This window comes from Bacteroides neonati (genome assembly GCF_000499785.1).
Classification (GTDB): Bacteria; Bacteroidota; Bacteroidia; order Bacteroidales; family Bacteroidaceae; genus Bacteroides; species Bacteroides neonati.
In genome coordinates this window covers 124,058-143,696 of the sequence record NZ_HG726020.1, presented here as the reverse complement: position 1 = coordinate 143,696, position 19,639 = coordinate 124,058, and the positions used below count along the sequence as shown (strand labels likewise).

Below are 19,639 nucleotides of genomic sequence, written 5' to 3'. Positions count from 1 at the left end.
TAGGACATTTTTTTTGTATAACCTTATTTCACGGGAATATATCCACTCTTTTTTATGATATTCTGACCCTCGGGAGATAGAATGAAGTCAAGAAGAGGCGTTACGGCTGCTTTATTTTTTGTATTGTAATAATAGTACAGTGGGCGAACGATGGGGTAGGTTTTGTTAGTGGCATTTTCGACAGTAGGGCTGGCGTAGTGTTTGCCATCGTAGGAAATAGCCAATGTTTTTACTCGTGGCGATACGTAGGCAAGTCCTACATAGCCAATAGCCCCCTTGGTTTGGCTCACTGATTGAATGATGGCACCTGTGGCAGGCATCGAAAGACTGTGAGGCATGTAGTTCTTATTCTTAAGCGCACTTTCTTTGAAGAACTCGTAAGTTCCCGAAGAGGTTTCGCGAGAGTATACAACGATCTTGCGATCGTCGCCTCCTACTTGTTTCCAGTTGGTGATTTTTCCACGGAAGATGTCTTCGAGTTGTTGACGGGTAAGTTGCTTTACCGGATTCGACGGATTGACCACAACCGCCAGTGCATCATAGGCCACAATAACCTCATCCACCTCTTGTTTGGCGGCCTTTACCTTCATCTTCTCACTAAATTTGATGGGACGCGAGGCCATGGCAATATCGGTTGTATTGTCCAGCAGTGCCGATATACCTACTCCTGTACCACCGCCGGTTACCGTAACACGAGCCTGGGGGTGTTGGTTCATGAATCGCTCGGCTGTTTGCTGAGCAATGGGTAGCACTGTATCGCTTCCTTTGATGCGTTGAGCCTGACTCGTAACAGCTGCTAACAGAAGGGCTAAAAAAAGGATGTTTCTTGCTTTCATTATGATATCATTAGTTTATGCACACAAAGTAAACAAACAGATATTACATTCTGTTTACAAAGTAAGCACTTCCCTTTGTTGTCATTGAAATGTAATACGTTTGAAACAATTCCTTCAAACTCCATTCACATCATCTTAACAAAGACGGGCTTTCTTTGCATCAAAAATCAACCCTTAAAGAAATGAAGAAGGTTCTTGAAAAAATAATTGAAGGTATCCTTACTTGTAGCGGTTTTGTAACAAGTATTACCATTGTACTGATTATCGTATTTCTTTTTTCTCAGGCCTTCGGCTTGTTTAGCAGTAAGATCATTGAAGAAGGGTATGTGCTGGCTCTGAACCAGCAGAACAAGGTGAGTCAGTTAACTCCGCTTCAGATAAAGAATGTGTTCGACGAAGAGATCACGAACTGGAAGGAGTTGGGTGGCGAAGATCTTCCTATCCGGGTATTTCGTCTGGAAGATCTAACTCACTATTACTCGGAAGCCGAGTTGGGCGAGGCTTATGAAAATGCCGGAGCCAAGATAGCCGAGCTCATAGAGAAAACACCCGGTATCGTAGCCTTTATTCCACAGAAGTTTGTTACCCATCCCGATAAAGTACATCTTATTAAAGATAATACTATCTCCTTGAAAGATGTATTTGCCGGAGCCGAGTGGTTCCCTACAGCTACACCCGCACCGTTGTTTGGTTTTCTACCCTTGATTACCGGTACGTTATGGGTTAGTTTATTTGCCATCTTGATTGCCCTTCCTTTCGGACTTTCTGTCTCTATCTATATGTCCGAAGTAGCTAACCCCCGGGTGCGTAGCTGGCTCAAACCATTGATTGAGTTGCTGAGCGGCATCCCTTCGGTCGTGTATGGTTTCTTTGGTCTGATCGTTATTGTACCGCTTATTCAAAAGGTATTCGACCTGCCGGTAGGCGAAAGCGGATTGGCCGGAAGTGTGGTACTTGCCATCATGGCACTGCCTACGATCATTACCGTAACCGAAGATGCGATGCGCAATTGCCCTCGCGCCATGCGTGAAGCCAGTTTGGCATTGGGTGCTTCGCAGTGGCAAACCATTTATAAGGTGGTGATCCCTTACTCTATTTCGGGTATTACCTCGGGAGTAGTGTTGGGTATCGGTAGAGCCATTGGCGAAACGATGGCTGTATTGATGGTAACCGGCAATGCTGCCGTGATACCGACTACGATTCTTGAACCGTTGCGAACCATTCCTGCTACCATTGCTGCCGAGTTGGGCGAAGCACCTGCAGGTGGCCCTCACTATCAGGCTTTGTTCCTATTGGGTGTGGTGCTGTTCTTTATCACATTGATTATTAACTTTAGTGTTGAATATATCTCTTCAAAGGGTGTAAAGCGAAGCAAATAATATGAAAATAAAAAGTAACTATAAAACTAAACATCGCTCGCAGAGCATTGCTTTTGGTCTTTTCCGATTGATGAGCTTATGCATCGTGCTTATCCTGTTTTCTATTCTGGGTTTTATCATTTACAAAGGTGCCGGAGCCATCAGTTGGGACTTTATCACCTCCGAGCCCACCGATGGAATGACCGGAGGAGGTATCTGGCCGGCCATCGTCGGTACCTTTTACTTGATGATAGGTAGTGCTGTTTTTGCTTTCCCGGTGGGTGTAATGAGTGGTATCTATATGAACGAGTATGCCCCCAAAGGCAAGTTGGTACGCTTTATCCGCACCATGACCAACAACCTGAGCGGTATTCCTTCGATTGTGTTCGGTTTGTTCGGTATGGCTCTGTTTGTGAACTATCTTGGCTTTGGCGACAGTATACTGGCGGGCTCGCTCACCTTGGGTTTGCTTTGTGTACCGTTAGTAATCAGAACAACCGAAGAGGCGTTGAAGGCTATTCCCGATTCCCTTCGCGAAGGAAGCCGTGCGCTGGGAGCTACCAAACTGCAAACCATCTGGCACGTCATACTTCCCATGGGAGTACCTAATATAATAACCGGATTAATTTTGGCTTTAGGGCGTGTATCCGGCGAAACGGCACCGATTCTGTTTACCTGTGCCGCCTACTTCCTGCCCCAGTTGCCTACCAGCATACTCGATCAGTGTATGGCGTTGCCCTATCACCTGTATGTCATTTCGACCAGTGGTGTAGATATGGAAGCACAACTTCCGCTGGCCTATGGCACTGCCTTGGTACTTATTGTTATTATTTTAATAATAAATCTGCTGGCGAATGCGTTAAGAAAGTATTTTGAGAAGAAAATAAAAATGAACTAATGGAAAATAGTAAGATTGATACCCGCGATGTAAATTTCTGGTATGGAGACTTTCATGCGTTGAAAGGAATTAGCATAGAGATTCAGGAAAAGTCGGTAGTTGCCTTTATCGGCCCATCGGGGTGTGGTAAATCAACTTTTTTGCGACTGTTTAACCGGATGAACGATTTAATTCCCGCTACCAGGCTACAGGGAGAGATCCGTATCGACGGACAAAATATCTATGATAAGAATATCGAGGTAGATGAACTTCGCAAAAATGTAGGCATGGTGTTTCAACGCCCCAATCCGTTTCCTAAGAGTATCTTTGAGAACGTAGCCTACGGATTGCGCGTAAACGGGGTGAAAGACAATGCGTTTATCCGCCAGCGTGTCGAAGAAACACTCAAAGGTGCTGCGCTGTGGGACGAGGTGAAGGACAAGCTCAAAGAGTCGGCCTTTGCTCTTTCGGGAGGCCAGCAACAACGCCTTTGTATTGCTCGTGCCATGGCCGTATCTCCCTCTGTGCTGTTGATGGACGAGCCTGCTTCGGCACTCGATCCCATTTCTACGGCAAAGGTCGAAGAACTTATTCATGAACTGAAGAAAGATTATACGATTGTGATTGTGACCCACAATATGCAACAGGCTGCACGTGTAAGCGACAAGACCGCTTTCTTTTATTTAGGAAATATGATCGAATATGGCGATACAAAACGTATCTTTACAAATCCGGAGAAAGAACAAACGCAGAATTACATCACAGGACGCTTTGGATAGTCCTGCTTGTAGAATGATACAACAATAATAACTTAAAATAAAAATATATGGTAAAGTTTATCGAATCAGAACTGATGTTGCTGAAGAAGGAAGTAGATGAAATGTGGACATTGGTTTATAATCAACTGGATAGGGCAGGAGAAGCTGTGCTGACGCTTGATAAGGAACTGGCAAGACAAGTCATTGTACGCGAACGTAGGGTCAATGCTTTCGAACTGAAAATAGATAGTGATGTAGAAGATGTGATTGCACTGTATAACCCCGTTGCCATCGACCTGCGTTTTGTGCTGGCTATGTTGAAGATCAACACGAATCTGGAGCGTCTGGGAGATTTTGCCGAGGGTATTGCTCTTTTTGTACTTCGATGCGAAGAGCCTATACTCGATGCCGACCTGCTTAAGCGTCTGCGTCTGGAGGAGATGACTTCCGAAACACTGTCTATGCTCGAACTCGCCAAACGTGCACTGAACGAAGAGAGCATCGAACTGGCTACGGCTGTATTTGCCAAAGATAACCTGCTCGACGAAATCAATGCCGATGCCACCACCGTGTTGGCAGAGTATATTAAGGAGCACCCAGATAACATCTTGTCTTGCCTGAATTTGGTCAGTGTGTTTCGCAAGCTCGAGCGATCGGGCGATCATATCAACAATATTGCCGAAGAGATTGTGTTCTTTATCGATGCAAAAGTGTTAAAACATAGTGGAAAGACAGAAGAACATTATCCAACACACTAGGTATTTGCAAATTATTAAACAATAATTAGTAGCATTTGGAAAATTGTTCTATATTTGCCCCTTGTAACGCGTAAGTATCAGTCATTTTGGATGTAAATGATAATAAAACTAAAGAAAAATCAAAAAGATGTTATATGACATGTTTTTAAATTTGGTTCATCACTTCAAAAGAGGCTATATTTGCACCGTTATCCTGAAAACAATCTTTTTACCTTAAAAAAAACTAATACCTATTGAAAACTGAAAAATGGAGCTTTGTGAAAAGCTTCATTTTTTTTATGCCCTTATCTTTCCATTCAATATGCGTTCTACGACTTCTGAGAGGGGTGCGTATACCCTTTTGTTGTGGATTTTGCCTTAAAAGAACCATTTTAAAGAACCAAATTTAAGAACCAAATTAAAGAACAAGGTTATGATTAGGCAGGTGTTTATAAATGAGCTAAAGGCTAGTTTCAATCTAAGAAACCCTAAGAGCGAAAAGCCGACAAATCTTTATTTAGTGTGTAGGATAGATAAGAAGCAGGTTAAGTTTGCCACTGGTGTTAAGGTCTATCCAGAACATTGGAACGAAAAGAAGCAAGAGGCTTTTATTAGCTGTCGATTGACCGAACTTGACAATGTTAATAATTCGATAGTAAATGACAAAATATCGGAAATTAAGAACAATTTTATTCAATATAAGCAATATCTTTGTGCTAATCCAGAGGAAATAAACAATGGGATTGTGTTATTGAAGCAATATATATATAAAGATACTTATATGAAAAAACAAGAAGTAAACGCTATACATTGGTTACGTAGTGCTTTAACCAATGACAGAACGGTAAAAGAAAGTACTAAGATGGATTATATAAAACATATCAAGTTCTTTGAGACCTTTCTAAAAGAAGCTAATAACTATCCTATCAGCTTTGACCAGATAAAACTACCACTATTGAAAGACTATGAGACATACCTTTTTAATAAAGATGTCGGTAATGGTAAAACCACCAAAACAACTACTGTAGGTAATAAAGTAGAAAAGATAATATGTATTCTTAGGAGAGCGGAGCAACAAGGCTTAATTGATATTCGTGAAGCTAATCTTGATAAGTATAAGAAGCCTCAAAGCAGGCAAGGTGATGATAATGAAATATACTTAACGGAAGAAGAAATTAATCGTATCTATGCTTTAGAGCTTACAGGGATGGAAGAGCAGGTTAGAGACCTGTTTGTCCTGCAATGTTGGATTGGGCAACGTTTTGCAGATACACAGTCGATAAATGACGGTCTTATAAAGGATGCTCCCAATGGTAAGGTTATTGAGATTGTACAAGAGAAGAAAACTCATAAAGTATCAATACCTCTGCTACCAATAGCTTTAGAAATACTTAATAAATATGAGTGCCAGTTTCCGATATTTACCAATCAAACCGCTTTGAATTATTTGAAGAACATTGGTAAGAAAGCAGGTATTACTCGGATGCACAATGTAACAGAGGATAGGGGAGGTAAAGTCATTACAGAGCGTGTTAAAGCTTATGAATTGATTGGTACACATACGGCTAGACGTTCCTTTGTTTCTAATATGCTAAAGCGCGGTTACGATAGCAATATTATAATGAAGATTACAGGGCATAATGATGAAAGGTCTTTTAAGAAGTATATAAGGCTTTCATCTGAGGATGCTGCTCTATTGATGCTAGAAAAGGAAGCAGATAGAGATTCTACTAGTGCTCAAACCAATAAATCTATAGGTAAATCAAAACAAAAGATTAAGGTTTTGGACTATTTGTTTGCGGAATCCAGCCTTTTGAAATTAAGTAAGCTACAAAGTCAAGGAATTAATATTTATGACTTGGCTGAAACACAAGAAGCTATCAAAACTATCAAAGATACTAAGCGTACGAATAAGGTTAAGGAATTTCTTGATGAAATTGATAAATCGGTACTATACGATAGAACGGGTGCATTGGATGCTATTATCTGGAACATCGCTAAACATTATATAGATTTTACGCTTTATCAGATATATCAGCAAAAAGTGATTGAATTAGGACTGTCGATTTCTCCCCAAGAAATAACGGATGCAGACGATTTAAGCCAATTATGGCAGCAGGAATATGCTAATGAGGAATTGGAACGGCATATTCCGTAGTAGCAATAAAGCCCACCTAGAACTTAATCTAAGTGGGTCTTTTGTTCTCTTTCGATGAGCAACACAGTTCTAATATCCAATAATTAAGACTCCTTTAAGGGGGAGCTTAAGTTTCTGTGATATATAAATTGTGTTTAACATAGTTGTAACTTTATCAAAATCTTTGTTTATTGCTACTTTATGCTTGTATTCATTACAAACGGCTATGACTAGGTAGTCGGTATTATGCATAAGGCAAGCTTGAATTAAGTCTTTTAAAAAACCATTATTGGCGGTTGCTGTACCAGCTTCTACTTCAATTACAGTTCTTAAATCTTGATTATATGCATCGGCATTAAATGATTTGTCAATTTTATCATTCTTACCAAATAAAACGGGGATGCCTATCGAACTCTTTTGTTTGCCTTCTACTTCGTATCCCAATTTTACTAAACTTGAAGATATTAGACCCAATACTTCATTGCTTTTTCTTTTTTGTGGATTACTCCCATCTGTATGTATTTGTGATTCGTAACTTTTGAAAACATTCACTATTTCTTGTAAATGCTTAGGTGTAGTATCACACATAGGAAAATATTGCCAGTTTGTCATCGTATTTGAAATTAGTTTGATGCAAATGTACGAATTTCTTCTAAACTTCCATTACTCCATATACCGTTTTTCCTAATAAATATCTGAGCCTTATCTGTAGGTATCAGTAGTACGCTCTTATTGGTACGCCCTCTATTCTCTGCTGTAGTCCTATTGCAGTATTTGATATCTTCTGTAGCATACTTTCTGATAGTGCTATTGGAATACCAATAAGCGATATTCTCCCCAAAGAAGTTTATATAGTATGCAGTATCTAATTGTTTATTCTGCTTATCTTTCATTAGGGCATTATACTTGGATACTTCCATCAAATGTGTAGGATAATTCAAATACTTAATATCCCTACACTTTATTTCAGCCACTACTTTTTTCTCTTTATATGTAAAGTAATAATCTACTGGATTATATTCATCTTCTGTAGGCATTTGATTAGTTGCTCCTACTTGGTCTAGGAAGGACTTTAGTATATTACGTCCCTTTAGTTCTGATTCGGTAAATTTATTCATTTGGCTAGTGGTTAAGCTAGCCTGTGTCTCATATCACATATTTCATTATCATATTCATTGCCATTATCATTTACAGGCTATGATTTATTGTTTATTTATCTCTTTAATAACTCTATCTGCTTCTTTTGTAATATGCTGCTTAATTTCTTTGACAGTAAAGCGTACTAGGTAAGTTAGCAGTAACGCTGCTGAAATTAGTGTAATGTAAATCATAATTATGTATTATTTAAAAAATGAGAGTTAGCTTATCTAGTTCATATCCTTTTACTGCTTTACCATCTATAAACTTACTACACTGTTTTACTCCGTACAGATTACATTGTTCTATCAATGATGCTTTAGGTGATAACCCGATATTTAATCTATCAAATTCAGCTTTAAATCGGGCTTTTAGCTCCTTATTAGTAATGAATCCTTTCTGATATACAGCTAAATATACTTTATCTAGCAGTTTCTTATCTTCTGCTGCTTTAACCATCGTTTCTTTATTCCATCTAAGAGTATTCATTTCGGTTTCACTTAGATATTTCTTTATAAGTGGAAATTCGGGATATTCAAGTTCATAAGATTCATTTGGCTTATCCAGATAGTCTTTTAATAGCTGCTCATAGCTAACAGTTATTGCTTTAGCCATTTTAATATTAAAATCATCCCAATCCTTCTGGTCACTAAGAACAAATTTATCGGAATCGGCAAACTTAGCCCTAATTGTAAGACCATTTTTATATGACTTTCGTAATTCCTGTTTATAAATGAAGGATTGCTTTTTAAGATGGTTATAGACCAATCTACCATTGATTACAGATACTATATCCGATTCTACATCCAGCTTATCAATCAGTACCTTTAATTCTTCTTCTGTAGCTTTATTCTGTAATGATAGTAGATTGCTAGCTTCTAGCTCCTTCTCATTTATTATCAGTTCAAACTCTTCATCTGTAAGAATTTTATTATTGGTAGAAAATATATGAATAATTGAATTTCTAAAGATATTCTGGTATTCTTCATTCGTTCTAATTCTACCTGCTATTTGTTCCATTGCAGTAGATACGTCTACCAGCGTATGTTCTTTATTACCATCACTAGCTACTATTACCAGCCCATTATTAGTAAATAGATTACATCCTTGAAAGCATTTTTTTGTAAAGAAGTTAATCTTTTTATTAGGATTACATACGGGTTCTGCTTTATATTCTCCTAATAATAGCCTATTCCTATTTCTATCTGCACAGCATATCTTTACTTCATCTGGATTAAGTTTTAAGGTATCAATAATCTGTTTAATACTTTTTACAGAGTTAATAAAGATATATAGTTCTTCAACTTCCTGTACCTCTCCTTGAATATCGGGCATTTGTATCCCTTCATCTAAGTATATTTGAATAAATCTCGCCAATCCTTTAGTTAGTTTGCTTGCTTTAAATCGTAGTGTGTTAACCTTCATATAGTTTGACCATTCGACTTTATAATGTGGCATATTCTTTAGGAAGTCTATTTCAAATTCTACATCCATCGGAGTAGCTGATAAAAAGGAATAATGATTGAATTTCTGCACTTCATCCATTAAGCCATTAATGGCATCGTATCTAAAATCCATATCTTCCAGAATCAAATGATATTCATCGACTAATATCTTCCAGCCGTCTGTGCTACCCAACCATCTAACTAATTTGGGCAAACTATCATAGGTTACAGCTATTTTATATGTTGTATGTTCCTTTAGATACTTCTTAAACTGGTACTCTCTTATACCACCATAGCATTTAAATACCTCATACTTGTTGTTTTTATCTGCTCCAATGCTATCTACTAGGTCTTTAAAAGGACATACTACTATATAATTGGAACTACAGTTAATGGCACAATACGTACCACCTACATCTGTTTTAGTCTTGTTTATAATTCCCAAAGGAATACCATCTTTGAATTTGTCTAATTCGCTCAAATAACGAGCATTGCCACCATTGATAACTTCTAGGTTCATAAGTAATAGATAAAGTTTTGTTTTTTGAAATAATATCTTTGCGGTAAGAAAATCTGATTTTAAAGATGCTTCTGGTCGATATTACTTTTTCGCGTCTAATAATAGGAGCTTTGAAGAAAAAAGTAATGGTCGGTATAAAATAAAGAGCGTATCGCTACGCTCAATATCCTACTACTTATTAACCTAATCTTTAAAATTATTGATAGAATCTCAATTCTGTAGCTTATTTCGTATGATAGATAGCCTTTGGTGAAGAATTGGACTTTAGGGGAGATTTTCGATAAGATTCCGAAGTCGGTCTTATCTCATTTTCGATAATACAAAGATAGTGAAATTATTTTACTTTTCATAATAAATGTACGGAATTTTTAAAATTAGACTTTATGGTGTTCCTAGGTGTGACTTTTTACTTTTGAAGAAATGATTCTGCATAATATATGGCTGATATAATGTAATTCATTATTTTTGCCCCAAATAAATATATATACATTATGAAAAATGATACGGCTCTTTTGCCTTTTACTTTTATACTCCTTGGTTTTGTTGCTTATTGCGGTCTTATTATATTTTGTAGCGGACAGGTTATGCCAGAAGAAGCATTCATTATACTACTAGGTGGTGTTATGTCTTGTTCTTATTTATTTGATAAAGCAAGGGCTAAGTTTGATATTAATAGGAAGAATTCAAAAGATAAAATAATTGAATCCGCCAGAGAATCTAGTACAAAAACAGTAGAAGGGATAATACCTACGAATAGAATTACCTCAAAATATTTATATATACTGATATCGTTATTCGGGCTATCCATTGTATTCATTATCCTATATTTCAATGATATTGCTTGCCATTTTTATGGAGTCACCAAAGATGCAAATGGACAATTACTTACTGTGTTGTTAACTTGTATAGGTGGCTGTGGTGCTATATATGGTCTATATCTCAATAGTAAACGTATTAAAGAGCAGACTAGGCAGAATGATATAGCTAGAATCCAAGCTGGTACAGCCAAGAAACAAGCTGATATAGCTGTTAATAATAATAATGATAAGCGTTTTGGTGATGCTATTGGTTATCTTAATAGTGATAATGTAGGTATTGCTATTGGTGGAGCTTATGCTCTTTTCCAGTTGGTAAAAGAAGATGATGAGGAGAGATATAGGGCTATTGTCGCAAAAATATATCTAAATTTTCTATCAAGATACCCTAGAGAACAAATAAATGATGAATTATACAACATAATACTTACGCTTTTATTAAATGATACCTTCAATAATGAGACGTTTAGTTTTCAAAAAGTTCACTTCAGGGAACAGGTTATAAAAAATCTCGGTAATAGATTCTTTACAAGTTGTACATTTAATAATGTAATATTTGAAAATAGCAACAACTGCAATTTTATAAGCTGTACTATAAAAGAATGTATCTTAAAGAATTGCTCTTACTTAGTATTAACAGAATGCCATATAAGTGATTCTAGATTTTGTAATAATGAATTGAAATGCATTCAGCTTTTAACTAATAAAAGTATCTCTAGCTTGTATCTGTCTGCAACCGATTTAATAGATGAACTAAAATTATGTAATAATAATATACAAGGTAAATTAGAGATTGCTTCTCCTTTGATTAGAAAGTCAGTTATAGATGCCAATTCATTAATAACTGTAGCAACTAATACCCCTAATGGTATTGTTTTTTCTGGAGATAAAAATTTAGTTAAAGTAATGAATTATCCTAAAGGCTATGAATCAGAAATACAATTATGAAAGAGTAAATGATAGATGAGGCTATTGGAAATTTATTAAATGCACATATTGAGATAATTATGCTCCTTCTGGTGACACTCCTTGCAAATAGCCATTAAATTATCAAAGCTATATGCCTTCTCCAATCTCTTATTACCAGTATAGTTCATAAATGAATCAATATGATGCACATCCACAGCAGGCGTTACTTTATCCTGCTGTAAACACACTTCACATAAAGGGCTAGCTAGTAATTTGGCTAGCCTTAATTGTCTCCATCTGGTAGTCTGGTATATCTCCTGTCTCTCTTTCCGCTTATTTTGCTTGGGTGCATTGTATTTCTTTTTATTCAGTGTTGGCATCCGATTCATTTTCTGGTAGTGTATCAATTAAATATCTTTTTACAGAGTTATTGCAGGTCTTAGCATACCTATGCTGCTTATATAAGTACTTGAATAAGTCAATAAAGTTCTGGTCTGGGTTGTACCTGTAGGAGATGGAAAGTACCGTATCATTGAACAGTTCTGCCGATTCTTCATCTGTAATTAATTGGGATAACGGCTTATAATGCTTATCCAGCAAGAGCATAGCCTCTGGATTGGATTTGGCATTATGAATGGCAGTATTCTTATGTGCATCTTCATTGTATCTTTCGGGTATAAATCCGTTGAGTATTTTGGTGTACTCTTTATCGGTAAGTTTTAGTAGTTGTTGTGCTTTGCCATATCCGTATTCAAAGATATAGTCCATTAGTGTTTGTCTGGTTACCTGCATTGGTTTAAGGTTCTAGTTTTTCCATATATAAATCTAGTAATGTTCTTATAATCTTAGCTCTGTCTATGTTTTTATCTTCGGATAGTTCGATTAACCACTGGTTTTGTCTGGGAGTCAATCTAACTGTGATTCGGTGGTCTTTTACTTTGGATTTGTCTTTCATAGATTTCTGTTTTTAGTAATGTAAATTTACTAATAATTAACTAAGATACCTAACTAAATGGTAGGTATTTAAAAACTTCATATAGAGCTATATCTGGTGCTATTTTATCTACTACCTCATAAATGGCTGACAAACCCAACTAACTTTATTTTGAAAGGGAAATTATCATACAGGATTTTCACAGTTGGGAACTGGAATAGTCTTCAAAACTATGTGCTGCTGTCCAAAGGTAGCGATAAGGGTTCGAGTCCTTTATCCTGTGCTAACAAATTAAAATTATTTACTATGAAGAAATACACCATACCCACTAACATCGAGAGTGGGGCAAAGAGGTATATGGAAGGCGTATTGGCTGGATTGGAAGATACAGGTATCTTGGAAACGGTAGATACGGCTGCTTTGGATATCTTAGCCAGAAACTATTCTATGTTTATTAAAGCCAGTAGCCAATTAGAGCTGGAAGGTATGACCATTACCAACCAACAAGGTAATTTAGTGGCACATCCTGCCATTAAAATCTCCAAAGATGCACAGACCCAAGCTTTAAAGGTGATGAAGGAGTTCGGATTAACCGCACTGGCTAGAAAGAAGTTGCCAAAGATGGAGAAAGAGAAAGAAGAAGATTCACCCTTTGAGCAGTTCATTAAGCAAGGGAAGGAAGTTAGATAATGTGTGATAAGCCTTATTATCAATATGCTTCCGATGTAATAAGTGGTAAGGTGATTGCTGGAGAGTCCATTAGGTTATCCTGTAAGAGATTCAATACAGACTTAAAGAGAGAAGATTTAGTTTTTAGAGAGGATAAAGTAGATAGGGCGATAGCTTTTATATCGACTTTTAAACACTTCACAGGTAAACATTCTGGTAGTAACTTCATACTGGAAGGTTGGCAAACCTTTTTGATTGCCAATATTGTAGGCTTTTACTGAAAGCATATCGGAACGAGGAGATATACCAGTTCATATATCGAAGTCTCCCGAAAACAAGGTAAGACTGCTTTAGCTGCTGCCCTTTGTCTCTATTATTTAATTGCTGATGGGGAAGATGGAGCAGAAGTGTTATTAGCTGCCAATAGTAAGGAACAGGCTAAGATAGCCTTTGATATGTGTAGTAACTTCTGCAAAGGATTGGATACGAAAGGCAAATACTTAATACCTTATAGAGCCGATATTACTTTTAAAATGACTCAATCCAAACTAAAGGTATTAGCAGCAGATGACAGTAAACTGGATGGATTTAATGCCAGCTTCGGTTTATTGGATGAATACCACGCAGCTAAGAATAGCAAAGTAAGAGATGTTATTAAGTCTTCTATGGGTATGCGTGAAAATCCACATCTATGTACGATTACCACAGCTGGTTTTGATAAGACTTTACCCTGCTATCAACTAAGGACAGTAGCTATAGAAGTACTGAATGAACTAAAGACGGATGATTCCATCTTTGTGGCTATCTACTCTTTGGACACAGAAGATGATTGGAAAGATGCAAGTAATTGGATAAAGTGCGCTCCCAATTTAGATGTAACACCTTAAATCCGCAGTCATATTATTTTCAGAGAATCCAAACACTTGAGGATGAATAACATCCTCAAGGTTTGGTTATGTCACAAGATTCACCTAAATTAGTGCTACCAAACAAACCATAAAGGTACTTGTGCATATGACAACAAAAATAGCCATAAAATCAGATAATATCACTCCTTTTGGGGGTATATTTTACGCAATGGATGAATTTTCTCGTTTAGGACTGAATTCCGTGATCGATAAATCTTTAGGATTACGTTCTTCCTACGCCGGTTACCAATATAGCGAAATTATTTCGAGCCTATTTTGGATCTACTATTGCGGCGGTGACCACATCGAAGATATCGGCAAACACCTTGGCAAACATCTTGAATTACGCCCGGATACTGAAATCCCCAGTCCGGATACTTTATTGAGAGGCATAAAAGAACTCGCAGAATTGGATATCCACTATACTTCCCAAAAAGGAGCAAGCTATGCTTTCAATAAGGCGGAACAGCTTAATAGTTTGATGCTCGATATGCTCCTTCAAACAGAACAACTCAAGCCAAACACGCTTTATAACTTGGACTTCGACCACCAGTTTATTCCCACAGAAAAGTATGACACTCAGTATTCTTACAAGAAAAAACGTGGTTATTTCCCCGGCACGGCAACTATTGGTGGTAACATTGTTGGTGTGGAAAATCGGGCCGCAAACGCAAATGTCCGTTTTCGTCAAGCGGATACGCTCCAACGGACTTTTCGTCGTTTGGCCGATAGGGGAATATTCATAGACCGTTGCCGGATGGACTGTGGTTCTTATTCGGAAGAGATTATCCGTATGACACATGGCTACTGCAACAAGTTCTACATACGAGCCGGCAAATGTCAGTCTCTGTATGAAGAAATGACGAAAATCACAGATTGGAAAAAAGAAGAAATCAACTTCGAGAATTATGAAGTGACCTCCATACCTTTTACTTCCTTTTTGCAAGAAGAAAACTACCGACTTGTTATTCAAAGGCAAAAGCGTAAGGACAACCAATTGGACCTATTTGATGGTGAATACACCTATCGGTGCATCTTAACCAATGACCATGAAAGTTCTGAAAAAGACATTGTACTCTTCTACAATGCTCGTGGAGCCTGTGAAAGAACATTCGACATGATGAATAACGATTTCGGGTGGAGTCATCTTCCCTGTTCATTCCTCAAAGAGAATACAGTATTCCTGCTACTTACAGCCATGGCTAAAAACTTTTATGCTTACCTTATTGAGAAGGTTGCAGCCGTGTTTGAAGATATTGAACCGGTAAGCCGAGTCAAACGATTTATCTTTCGATTCATTACAGTTCCTGCGAAATGGGTAAAGACAGGCAGACAATGGGTACTCAATATTTATTCCGACAAACCATACAAGTTGCTTTGGAGTCCGTAAAAACAACTTTTCGTGGGATTACTTATGCCTTCAGCTAACTGGGGAAAGGGGAAGCTATGCCCTATAACCTGAAATCAAGGAGAAAAGCAGGGGGAAAAGCTACGAGTAGGAACTATTAGGTGAATTAAATCGCTATTTGAATCAGTTATAAATTAGCTGCGGATGAGGTAACAGTAACTACCAAGTATATTAAGGAGCAAGTACAACAAGCCATTAACAACCCATCGGATGAAGTAGGAGTAAAAACCAAGACTCTAAACCTATGGTGTGATTCATCCAATGTATGGTTACCCGATGAATATATCCTACGAGCTACCAAGAAGATAAACCTAGAAGATTTTAAAGATTCCACCTGTTACATTGGTGTGGATTTGGGTGCTACTTCCGATTTAACTGCTGTATCTTTTTTAGTCATAGATGAAGATAAATATTACTTTAAAACTCACTACTATTTGCCAGAATCGGCACTAAGGGAGAAAGCGGACAAAGAACTCTATAAATACTGGAAGCAGCAAGGATATCTGACTGTTACCTCTGGCAATGTTACTGATTATGACTACATCACCAATGATATAATGAAGTATAGTGAACTACTGAATATTCGAGCGGTGGGATATGATAAATACAATGCTACACAATGGGCAATAGATGCTACCGAGAAAGGATTACCCTTGGAAGAATACAGTCAATCGCTGGGTAATTTCAATAAGCCTACCAGAGAGATGGAGCGATTAATCTTATCGGGCAAAGCGGTGATTGATAACAATGAGATTAACCGATTCTGCTTTAGAAATGTGACGCTTAAATCAGACCATAATGGAAATGTAAAGCCTAATAAACAAGTAGATAAGAAGAAAATAGACGGTACGATAGCAATGATACAAGCCTTGGGCTGCTATTTAGAAGTACCTAAGTTTACCAACGAACTAATAATAATTTAAATGATGGGAATTTTTAACAGCAGTTGATTCAGCAAGAAGAAAGCTCCAGAAGAGAGAAGCCTGTTTGATTCGTTAATGTATAATAGTGCAGGTAATTACACCACCAATAAAGCAATGCTGCTTTCTACCGTTTACCGATGTGTAGATGTTATCAGTGATAGTGTGGCTCAGTTACCTTTAGAACCTTATTACATTGATGATGCTGGCTATAAAAGTAAGTATGTGAAACATCCTACCTATAGCCTGTTGAATCGAGAGCCTAATGAGAGAATGAGCCGATTTACCTTTATCAAGACACTCATTGTCAGTGTGCTCTTAAAAGGCAATGGATATGCTTATATTGAAAGAGATAAAGAGGGAAATGCCATTCGGTTGCAGTTCCTAATGATGAGTTGGTGACTCCAGTAGAGACCAATAATACGGGAAAGATGATGTATAGTGTTACTGGCTTGAAACAACTGGTAGAGCCTATTAATATGATTCACATCCTCAACTTTAGCTATGATGGTCTTACAGGTATCAGCACATTGGCACACGCCAAACAAACCTTGGGATTATCGGCTGATAGCGAAGCACACGCTTCTGGGTTCTTTAGAGGGGGAGCTAATTTGGCTGGTATCCTTAAAGTTCAGTCCAATCTATCCAGCAAACAAAAGAGTGACCTTAAATCCAGTTGGATAACTGCTTTCAGTCCTAGTACAGGTACACCCAACGGGGTGGCAGTATTAGAGGGTAATATGGACTTTCAGCCTATTACGGTAAATCCAGCCGATGCACAATTATTAGAGACTAGACGTTTCAATGTGATTGATGTTTGCAGGTTCTTTGGTGTATCTCCAGTAAAGGCATTTGACTTATCCAATAGTAGTTACAGTACAGTTGAAGCCACACAACTGGCTTTCTTAACCGATACGCTGTCTCCCTTGCTGGAGAAGATAGAACTGGAGTTTGAACGCAAACTCTATAAGCCTTCCGAGAAGAACCATATAGATGTCAGATTTGATACATCGGTACTATTGAGAGCGGATAAGGCTAGTTTGGCTAGTTACTATAATACGCTGTTCCAGATTGGTGTGATTAGTCCCAATGAGATAAGAAAAGCACTGGACTTACCAGCCATAGCCAATGGAGACGAAACTTTTGTGCAGGTGAATGTCACCACACTTAGTAAATCGGTTATGGTAGAAACTCCAGCAAAAGAGTTAACAAACTAAAGACTATGACAAAAGAATTAAGAAACACATCGTGAGAAGTACGAGCCGATGAGGGCAGCAGAACTGTAGAGGGTTATGCTATTGTATTCAATAAAGAATCTAGGGACTTAGGCGGTTTTACGGAGATAGTAGAACCCTCTGCCATTGATGGTATATTGGGTACTTCCGATATCCTTTGCCTGCTGAATCATAATGAAGAAAGAGGTGTATTAGCTAGAAGTAAATTTGGTACTGGTTCACTGGAACTATCGGTAGATGAAACAGGACTTAAATATAGATTTAATGCTCCCCACACTGCATTGGGTGATGAGTTGCTGGAAGGATTAAAGCGAGGCGATATCAGTACCTCTTCCTTTGCCTTTACCATTGAGAGTGACGTATGGGAGAAGAGAGCAGGTAGCTACCTTCGAAAGATTGCCAAGTTTAAAGAGCTGTTCGATGTTTCACCGGTATATAAAGAAGCCTATCCGGATACTTCTGTTGCACTAAGAAAGATGGCGGACTTGAAACAGGAAGATTTATCCGGGTATTACTTAGAACTAAAGAATAGACTCCATTAATGAAGAACACATTGGAACTGCTGGATGAAAAAGACCAGCTAAAGAAAAGAGCTTTGGAAATGATAGTTGGAGCGGAGGCAGAAACGAGAAAATTGAATGACGGTGAGAATACGGAGTTTGATGGAATCACTTTGAGGCTCGCAGCTATCGAACAAGAGATGAAAGCTATTGAAGAAGATGCAAAACGAAATTTAAACAACACAACGAATAAAACCAAAACGATGAAAGAGAAATTTTCATTACTAAAAGCTATCAATGATGTAGCCAACAACAGACAATTAGATGAACGAGCTATTGAGATTGTGAATGAAGGACAGGCTGAAATGCGTAAAGCAGGGGTAAATTACTCTGGACAGATTGTATTGCCTATAGAAGAGAGAGCAGATATTAAAGCCACTGTAGCGGGTGCAGGTCAAGAAATTGTAGCGGAAGACAAGTTAGGTCTCTTAGAACCCCTCAGAGCTAACTTGGTGATGGTACAGGCTGGAGCTAATTACCTGACAGGTTTAACGGGTAATGTTTCTATTCCTGCTTATTCTGGCAGTAATGTCGGCTGAGCGGATGAAACAGGTACTGCTACAGAGGGTGCTGGTTCATTTACAGAGGTAACCCTAGAATCTAAAAGGCTGACTGCCTATATTGACATATCGAAGCAATTCTTAATCCAAGACTCTTTGAGTGCCGAAGAGATGCTTAAAAGAGATATCGTTAATGCTATTAGCAATAAATTGGAAGCTACTGTTCTGGGTAGTGGAGCAGGTTCTACCAACCAACCCAAAGGACTTTTAAATGGTGTGGTAGCTGGTTCTACTGCTATAACCTATAAAGATATTGTAGATATGGAAACTGCATTGGAAGGTGCAAATGTGAAAGGCAATAAATGTTTTATTGTATCTCCATCTGCCAAAGGAGATTTAAAGACTACTGCCAAGACAGGTGAAACTTATCTGATGGAAGGTAATGAAGTAAACGGATACAAAGTCCTTTGTACCTCAGCTGTTCCTGCCAAAGGTATTATATTTGGTAACTTCGAAGATTATGTCATTGCTCAATGGGGCGGAATCGACTTGACTGTTGACCCTTATACACAAGCTGCCAATGGCAAGGTGAGATTGGTTATCAATGCTCACTTTGATGCCAAACCACGCAGAGTAGATTCATTCCAAAAAGCTATCTTAAAGTCATAAACGATGGCTTATCTAACACTGGAACAGGCTAAACAGCACTTACTGGTGGACTCTAAATCAGATGATTCATACATAGAGGGCTTGATGGCTGTGGCAGAAGATTCTGTCAAACAGCATTTAGATGTAGCAGCATTAGAAGAACTAGAAACAGGTGGTAAGTTGCCACCTGCTATAGTTCACGCTATGTTATTGATGATAGGTAATTTCTATGCCAATAGAGAACCTATCAGCTTTACTACGGTGGCTAAACTACCTCTGTCTTATGAATATCTGATAGGACTTTATAAACACTATGAAATAAAGTAAG

General features: G+C 37.9%; 19 protein-coding genes and 3 pseudogenes. 15 read left to right on the top strand and 7 right to left on the bottom strand.

Annotated features, from left to right (window positions below):
* Nucleotides 1–23: 23 nt before the first annotated feature.
* The gene (locus TY03_RS03715) at nucleotides 24–836 is read right to left on the bottom strand and encodes a PstS family phosphate ABC transporter substrate-binding protein (protein WP_042367568.1); all 813 of its coding nucleotides are present in this window, start codon (nucleotides 834–836) and stop codon (nucleotides 24–26) included.
* A 182-nt stretch (nucleotides 837–1,018) separates the two neighbouring features.
* Between TY03_RS03715 and pstC the strand changes: the two genes are divergently transcribed.
* From pstC to TY03_RS03690, 5 genes are all read left to right on the top strand, one after another.
* Entirely contained in the window at nucleotides 1,019–2,215 is a 1,197-nt protein-coding gene (pstC, locus tag TY03_RS03710; protein WP_042367566.1) for a phosphate ABC transporter permease subunit PstC, read from the top strand.
* Nucleotide 2,216: 1 nt separating this feature from the next.
* Nucleotides 2,217–3,092, top strand: a complete 876-nt coding sequence (gene pstA, locus TY03_RS03705) for a phosphate ABC transporter permease PstA (protein WP_042367564.1) — start codon at nucleotides 2,217–2,219, stop codon at nucleotides 3,090–3,092.
* Nucleotides 3,092–3,850 (top strand): phosphate ABC transporter ATP-binding protein PstB, encoded by a 759-nt coding sequence (gene pstB, locus TY03_RS03700; protein WP_042367562.1) that lies wholly within the window; start codon nucleotides 3,092–3,094, stop codon nucleotides 3,848–3,850. The genes pstA and pstB overlap by 1 nt, the downstream gene beginning before the upstream one ends.
* A 47-nt stretch (nucleotides 3,851–3,897) precedes the next feature.
* Nucleotides 3,898–4,587: a phosphate signaling complex protein PhoU gene (gene phoU / locus TY03_RS03695; protein WP_042367560.1), complete on the top strand. Its 690-nt coding sequence runs from the start codon at nucleotides 3,898–3,900 to the stop codon at nucleotides 4,585–4,587.
* Nucleotides 4,588–4,999: 412 nt separating this feature from the next.
* Nucleotides 5,000–6,724, top strand: coding sequence for a site-specific integrase (locus TY03_RS03690; RefSeq protein WP_042367559.1), 1,725 nt, complete (start codon nucleotides 5,000–5,002; stop codon nucleotides 6,722–6,724).
* Between the two features lie 69 nt (nucleotides 6,725–6,793).
* Here the strand turns inward: TY03_RS03690 and TY03_RS03685 are convergent, their stop codons facing one another.
* The 4 genes from TY03_RS03685 to TY03_RS03675 form a co-directional block, all read right to left on the bottom strand.
* A complete protein-coding gene (locus tag TY03_RS03685) occupies nucleotides 6,794–7,315 on the bottom strand; it encodes a hypothetical protein (protein WP_042367556.1) in 522 nt (173 codons plus the stop codon).
* Nucleotides 7,316–7,326: 11 nt separating this feature from the next.
* Nucleotides 7,327–7,821, bottom strand: coding sequence for a hypothetical protein (locus TY03_RS03680; RefSeq protein WP_042367555.1), 495 nt, complete (start codon nucleotides 7,819–7,821; stop codon nucleotides 7,327–7,329).
* A gap of 84 nt (nucleotides 7,822–7,905) precedes the next feature.
* Entirely contained in the window at nucleotides 7,906–8,034 is a 129-nt protein-coding gene (locus TY03_RS23000) for a hypothetical protein (protein ID WP_262482503.1), read from the bottom strand.
* A 13-nt stretch (nucleotides 8,035–8,047) separates the two neighbouring features.
* Nucleotides 8,048–9,805 (bottom strand): DEAD/DEAH box helicase family protein, encoded by a 1,758-nt coding sequence (locus TY03_RS03675; protein WP_042367554.1) that lies wholly within the window; start codon nucleotides 9,803–9,805, stop codon nucleotides 8,048–8,050.
* 491 nt (nucleotides 9,806–10,296) lie between these two features.
* Between TY03_RS03675 and TY03_RS03670 the strand changes: the two genes are divergently transcribed.
* Nucleotides 10,297–11,568 carry a pentapeptide repeat-containing protein gene (locus TY03_RS03670; RefSeq protein ID WP_042367552.1) on the top strand — a complete coding sequence of 424 codons (1,272 nt, stop codon included), beginning with the start codon at nucleotides 10,297–10,299 and terminating at the stop codon, nucleotides 11,566–11,568.
* Between the two features lie 35 nt (nucleotides 11,569–11,603).
* Here TY03_RS03670 and TY03_RS03665 read toward each other — a convergent pair whose 3' ends face one another.
* Both TY03_RS03665 and TY03_RS03660 read right to left on the bottom strand, forming a co-directional pair.
* Nucleotides 11,604–11,909 carry an HNH endonuclease signature motif containing protein gene (locus tag TY03_RS03665; RefSeq protein WP_042367551.1) on the bottom strand — a complete coding sequence of 102 codons (306 nt, stop codon included), beginning with the start codon at nucleotides 11,907–11,909 and terminating at the stop codon, nucleotides 11,604–11,606.
* Nucleotides 11,893–12,321 (bottom strand): hypothetical protein, encoded by a 429-nt coding sequence (locus tag TY03_RS03660; RefSeq protein WP_042367549.1) that lies wholly within the window; start codon nucleotides 12,319–12,321, stop codon nucleotides 11,893–11,895. Before TY03_RS03660 ends, TY03_RS03665 begins: the two co-directional genes overlap by 17 nt.
* 448 nt (nucleotides 12,322–12,769) lie before the next feature.
* Here TY03_RS03660 and TY03_RS03650 point away from each other — a divergent pair, with 448 nt between their 5' ends.
* The 9 genes and pseudogenes from TY03_RS03650 (at nucleotide 12,770) to TY03_RS03615 (ending at nucleotide 19,638) form a co-directional block, all read left to right on the top strand.
* Complete coding sequence (locus TY03_RS03650) at nucleotides 12,770–13,153, top strand: phage terminase small subunit P27 family (RefSeq protein WP_042367547.1); 384 nt, start codon at nucleotides 12,770–12,772, stop codon at nucleotides 13,151–13,153.
* 266 nt (nucleotides 13,154–13,419) lie between these two features.
* A complete protein-coding gene (locus TY03_RS03645; RefSeq protein WP_262482507.1) occupies nucleotides 13,420–14,019 on the top strand; it encodes a terminase large subunit domain-containing protein in 600 nt (199 codons plus the stop codon).
* Nucleotides 14,020–14,146: 127 nt separating this feature from the next.
* Complete coding sequence (locus TY03_RS03640) at nucleotides 14,147–15,430, top strand: IS1380 family transposase (protein WP_042366226.1); 1,284 nt, start codon at nucleotides 14,147–14,149, stop codon at nucleotides 15,428–15,430.
* A gap of 140 nt (nucleotides 15,431–15,570) precedes the next feature.
* A complete protein-coding gene (locus TY03_RS03635; protein WP_081713036.1) occupies nucleotides 15,571–16,371 on the top strand; it encodes a terminase TerL endonuclease subunit in 801 nt (266 codons plus the stop codon).
* Between the two features lie 75 nt (nucleotides 16,372–16,446).
* Nucleotides 16,447–17,585: pseudogene (locus TY03_RS03630) on the top strand (phage portal protein).
* 50 nt (nucleotides 17,586–17,635) lie between these two features.
* Nucleotides 17,636–18,145, top strand: a pseudogene (locus TY03_RS03625) (HK97 family phage prohead protease); the annotation flags it as partial.
* Nucleotides 18,145–18,702: a hypothetical protein gene (locus TY03_RS22785; protein ID WP_230201886.1), complete on the top strand. Its 558-nt coding sequence runs from the start codon at nucleotides 18,145–18,147 to the stop codon at nucleotides 18,700–18,702. The pseudogene TY03_RS03625 and the gene TY03_RS22785, both read left to right, overlap by 1 nt.
* A 15-nt stretch (nucleotides 18,703–18,717) precedes the next feature.
* Nucleotides 18,718–19,332, top strand: a pseudogene (locus TY03_RS22780) (phage major capsid protein); the annotation flags it as partial.
* A 3-nt stretch (nucleotides 19,333–19,335) separates the two neighbouring features.
* Nucleotides 19,336–19,638, top strand: a complete 303-nt coding sequence (locus TY03_RS03615; protein ID WP_042367546.1) for a head-tail connector protein — start codon at nucleotides 19,336–19,338, stop codon at nucleotides 19,636–19,638.
* Nucleotide 19,639: the final 1 nt, after the last annotated feature.

Coding starts and splice junctions, on each gene's coding strand:
- pstB (WP_042367562.1), top strand. CDS start 3,092: ATGGAAAATAGTAAGATTGATACCCGCGATGTAAATTTCTGGTATGGA.
- phoU (WP_042367560.1), top strand. CDS start 3,898: ATGGTAAAGTTTATCGAATCAGAACTGATGTTGCTGAAGAAGGAAGTA.
- TY03_RS03660 (WP_042367549.1), bottom strand. CDS start 12,321: ATGCAGGTAACCAGACAAACACTAATGGACTATATCTTTGAATACGGA.
- TY03_RS03715 (WP_042367568.1), bottom strand. CDS start 836: ATGAAAGCAAGAAACATCCTTTTTTTAGCCCTTCTGTTAGCAGCTGTT.
- TY03_RS03680 (WP_042367555.1), bottom strand. CDS start 7,821: ATGAATAAATTTACCGAATCAGAACTAAAGGGACGTAATATACTAAAG.
- TY03_RS22785 (WP_230201886.1), top strand. CDS start 18,145: ATGAAGAACACATTGGAACTGCTGGATGAAAAAGACCAGCTAAAGAAA.
- TY03_RS03665 (WP_042367551.1), bottom strand. CDS start 11,909: ATGCCAACACTGAATAAAAAGAAATACAATGCACCCAAGCAAAATAAG.
- pstA (WP_042367564.1), top strand. CDS start 2,217: ATGAAAATAAAAAGTAACTATAAAACTAAACATCGCTCGCAGAGCATT.
- TY03_RS03670 (WP_042367552.1), top strand. CDS start 10,297: ATGAAAAATGATACGGCTCTTTTGCCTTTTACTTTTATACTCCTTGGT.
- TY03_RS03615 (WP_042367546.1), top strand. CDS start 19,336: ATGGCTTATCTAACACTGGAACAGGCTAAACAGCACTTACTGGTGGAC.
- TY03_RS03650 (WP_042367547.1), top strand. CDS start 12,770: ATGAAGAAATACACCATACCCACTAACATCGAGAGTGGGGCAAAGAGG.
- TY03_RS03675 (WP_042367554.1), bottom strand. CDS start 9,805: ATGAACCTAGAAGTTATCAATGGTGGCAATGCTCGTTATTTGAGCGAA.
- TY03_RS03690 (WP_042367559.1), top strand. CDS start 5,000: ATGATTAGGCAGGTGTTTATAAATGAGCTAAAGGCTAGTTTCAATCTA.
- TY03_RS03640 (WP_042366226.1), top strand. CDS start 14,147: ATGACAACAAAAATAGCCATAAAATCAGATAATATCACTCCTTTTGGG.
- pstC (WP_042367566.1), top strand. CDS start 1,019: ATGAAGAAGGTTCTTGAAAAAATAATTGAAGGTATCCTTACTTGTAGC.
- TY03_RS23000 (WP_262482503.1), bottom strand. CDS start 8,034: ATGATTTACATTACACTAATTTCAGCAGCGTTACTGCTAACTTACCTA.
- TY03_RS03685 (WP_042367556.1), bottom strand. CDS start 7,315: ATGACAAACTGGCAATATTTTCCTATGTGTGATACTACACCTAAGCAT.